We start from the raw sequence: 3,982 nt of genomic DNA, 5'->3' as shown, positions 1-3,982 counted from the left end.
TCCCGCGCTCGTCCAGGTCCGCCAGGACCTCCTCGGAGACGTTCGGGATGTCCCGGGTGATCTCCTCCGGACCCAGCTTCGTGTCACGGGCGTCGACCTCGTGCTCCTCGATGTGGATCGAGGACAGCACGTCGTCCTGCACCAGACGCTGGGACAGGATGATGGCGTCTTCGTAGTTGTGACCCTCCCACGGCATGAACGCCACCAGCAGGTTCTTGCCCAGCGCCATCTCACCGTTGTCGGTGCACGGACCGTCGGCGATGACCTGGTTGACCTCCACCCGGTCGCCCTCGGCGACGATGGGCTTCTGGTTGAAGCTCGTGCCCTGGTTGGAACGCTTGAACTTCGCCACGCGGTACGTCGTCCGCGTGCCGTCATCGTTCATCACCGTGACGTAGTCGGCGGAGACCTCCTCCACCACACCCGCCTTCTCGGCGCTGATGACATCACCCGCGTCGGTCGCGGCACGGTATTCCATGCCCGTGCCGACCAGCGGCGCCTCACTCTTGAGCAGCGGCACCGACTGGCGCTGCATGTTGGAGCCCATGAGCGCGCGGTTGGCGTCGTCGTGCTCCAGGAACGGGATCATCGCCGTGGCCACCGACACCATCTGGCGCGGCGACACGTCGATGTAGTCGACCTCCTCCGCCCGCATGAGCTCGGTCTCACCGCCCTTGGTGCGGACCAGGACGCGGGCGTCGGCGAACGTGCCGTCGGCGTTGATCGCCGTGTTGGCCTGCGCCTTCACGTAGCGGTCTTCCTCGTCGGCGGTGAGATAGTCGATCTGCTCGGTGACCCGGCCGTCGACCACCTTGCGGTAAGGCGTCTCGACGAAGCCGAAGGCGTTGATCCGGCCGTAGGAGGCCAGCGAGCCGATCAGGCCGATGTTGGGGCCTTCGGGGGTCTCGATCGGGCACATCCGGCCGTAGTGGGACGGGTGCACGTCACGGACCTCGAAACCCGCCCGCTCACGGGACAGACCACCGGGGCCCAGCGCGGAAAGACGCCGCTTGTGCGTCAGCCCGGCCAGCGGGTTGGTCTGGTCCATGAACTGCGACAGCTGCGAGGTGCCGAAGAACTCCTTGATCGACGCCACGACCGGGCGGATGTTGATCAGGGTCTGCGGCGTGATCGCCTCGACGTCCTGGGTGGTCATCCGCTCCCGCACGACCCGCTCCATGCGGGCCAGGCCCAGGCGGACCTGGTTCTGGATGAGCTCGCCGACGCTGCGCAGACGGCGGTTGCCGAAGTGGTCGATGTCGTCGACCTCGACGATGGTCTCGCCGTTGGCGCCCGGCATCGACTCCTCACCCGCGTGCAGGCGGACGATGTACTCGATCGTGGCGACGATGTCGTCTTCGGTCAGGGTGCCCTGGGTGATCTCCGAGTCGACCCCGAGCTTCTTGTTGATCTTGTAGCGACCCACCTTGGCGAGGTCGTAGCGCTTGGGGTTGAAGTAGAGGTTCTCCAGCAGGGTCTGCGCCGACTCCTTGGTCGGCGGCTCACCCGGCCGCAGCTTGCGGTAGATGTCGAGCAGCGCGTCGTCCTGGCCGGCCGTGTGGTCCTTCTCCAGGGTGGCGCGCATCGACTCGTACTGGCCGAAGCGCTCGAGGATCTGGTCGTTGGTCCACCCCAACGCCTTGAGAAGCACGGTGACGGCCTGCTTGCGCTTGCGGTCGATGCGGACACCGACGCTGTCGCGCTTGTCGATCTCGAACTCCAGCCAGGCACCCCTGGACGGGATGACCTTGCACCCGTACAGGTCCTTGTCCGACGTCTTGTCGACATTGCGTTCGAAGTACACGCCCGGAGACCGGACGAGCTGGGAGACCACGACACGCTCGGTGCCGTTGATGATGAAGGTGCCCTTCGGCGTCATGAGCGGGAAGTCCCCCATGAACACCGTCTGGCTCTTGATCTCACCGGTGGTGTTATTGATGAACTCCGCCGTCACGAACATCGGGGCGGAGAAGGTCATGTCCTTGTCTTTGCACTCATCGACGGAGTACTTCGGCGGCTCGAAGCGGTGGTCGCGGAACGACAAGGACATGGTCCCCGAGAAGTCCTCGATGGGACTGATCTCTTCGAAGATCTCTTCGAGGCCCGACTGGGTCGGGACGTCCTTGCGCCCGGCCTGACGAGCCGCCTCTACCCGGGCCTTCCACTTCTCGTTGCCGAGCAGCCAGTCGAACGACTCGGTCTGCAGGGCGAGAAGGTCAGGAACTTCGAGAGGCTCCTGGATACGCGAAAATGAGACGCGACGGGGACCAGCGGGTACGGCGGAGGCGTTGCGCGAGGCTGCCAACAGATGTCCTTCCGAGGGCTCGCGGCGGACTGACTACACGCACGCCAGACAACCTCGCAACGTGAGCAAGCATCACGGGTCGTCAAAGGGCAGCGCAAAGGGGCAGTGTAGCCGAACGGCACACGCCTGTCCACTTCACCCTCGCTGCATGCTCCACGTTGGTCGCAGCATCGCCCGTTCAGGCGGAAACGTCAAGCCCACAAGCCCGACTTTTAGCCGACTCAGGGCCCGGACGCTGGGTTTTCTCCCCTGCGTGACTGGTCGCCTACCGCCAGGCCCAAGACGATACCCGCGAACGGGGGCGGTTAACGCTCCGTCACACCGAGGGCCGAACCCATGCCGGCAACCGGTGTTGCTGTGACTGGTTTACCCACGTCAAATGCTGCGCTAAACCTGATTTTTGGTAACAATTGAAAGAAGCGGCGCGCCCGCCCGATCAGGCGGTACCCAACAGGGTCGACAGGTCGGCCACCAGCCAGCGTGAGCCCCGCCGGACCATGACGAACCTGGCGCGATTTTGGGTGAACTGTTGCTGGAGACCCTCTTTACCAGGGATCTCCTTGACCGTACCAGTGTTCACGAAGAGCAGAATCTCTACCCGGTCAGCCTCCGCCCGCTCGACCCCCGCCCCCGCCACCGTCACCGTCTGGACGATCTTCTGTGTCCTGGCCCGGGAGACCAGGGTGGTGGTCAGCTCCTTGTAGTGCTTGGTCAGCTCGCCCGTGGTGTGCCGGCCGGCCCGCGCCAGGTCCTCCTCCACCGTCCTGTAGTCGTAGGACAGCAGATCCGGCGCGACCGCCTTGGCCACGGTCATGGCCTCGGCCCCCGCCGCGGTGGCGTCCCGCAGGTTGCGCAGGTCGAACCACATCGTCGGCACCAGCACCCCCGCCACGGCCACGAGGACGCCCAGCAGCACGATCATGAACGTTCTCACGTCACCTGCACCGCCTTCGACACCAGCCACTGGCCGCCGACCTTGGCCAGGTTCATGGACCACCGGTAGTAGCGCTCCTGGGGCGCGCTCTTGGAGCCGTCCCAGCGGATCTCCACGTCGGCCACGACGAGCACCTTGGCCTTGCCGTCCGTCATGGAGACCAGTCCCGTCGCGCGCAGCACGCCGTGCTGGACGACCTTGTTCGCGACCGTGGTGGACTTGAGCTTCTCCGCGTTGGCCGCGTACTCGGCCCTGGCCGAGCCGGTGGAGGTGTCGAGTATCCGCCGCACGTCCGTGTCGGCGGTCTTGTAGTCCAGTGAGATCAGGTTCTTCGCGTGGGTGCCCGCCGCCAGGAGCACGGCCCGCCTGTCGCCTGCCCTGCCCTGCTCGTCGCGCGCCTGCGCGGCGATCCACACGCCCGTGCCCACCAGTACCGCGAGTACGCCACTGAGCGCGGCGATCAGGATGCGAGCGACATGTACGGCAATTCCTGCCACGTCTGCTCACTCCTTCCCCGGCTGCCGGTCGCCGGATCATAACGCGACACCTGCTCCTGGAGCCCTCGAATCGACAGAGGCGGTTGGGATCAGAACGAATGGGTCAAGGCATCGCATCTTCCGCGAAATGCCTTCAGGCCCCCTGTAGTGCTATGAGCTTGCTCATCGCACTACAGGGCGGCGAGCTTGCTCGCCGCACAGACTAGAGCCTCTTCCACGCCTTTGATGGGGGGGTCGCGGGGGGCG

At 65.5% G+C, this 3,982-nt stretch carries 3 protein-coding genes; all 3 read right to left on the bottom strand.

Going from position 1 to position 3,982, the window contains the following annotated elements; genetic code table 11:
* The coding region (gene rpoB / locus ITP53_RS54310; protein ID WP_195903300.1) for a DNA-directed RNA polymerase subunit beta at window positions 1-2,305 on the bottom strand (2,305 nt) is incomplete at its 3' end.
* Between the two features lie 436 nt (window positions 2,306-2,741).
* Complete coding sequence (locus ITP53_RS54305; protein WP_328818852.1) at window positions 2,742-3,239, bottom strand: hypothetical protein; 498 nt, start codon at window positions 3,237-3,239, stop codon at window positions 2,742-2,744.
* Window positions 3,236-3,736 (bottom strand): hypothetical protein, encoded by a 501-nt coding sequence (locus ITP53_RS54300; RefSeq protein ID WP_195903299.1) that lies wholly within the window; start codon window positions 3,734-3,736, stop codon window positions 3,236-3,238. The genes ITP53_RS54305 and ITP53_RS54300 overlap by 4 nt, the downstream gene beginning before the upstream one ends.
* Between the last annotated feature and the right edge of the window lie 246 nt (window positions 3,737-3,982).

Source organism: Nonomuraea cypriaca, from assembly GCF_015645445.1.
GTDB lineage: Bacteria > Actinomycetota > Actinomycetes > Streptosporangiales > Streptosporangiaceae > Nonomuraea > Nonomuraea cypriaca.
Note: the sequence above shows the minus strand (reverse complement) of the source record. Positions and strands in the feature narration are given on the sequence as shown.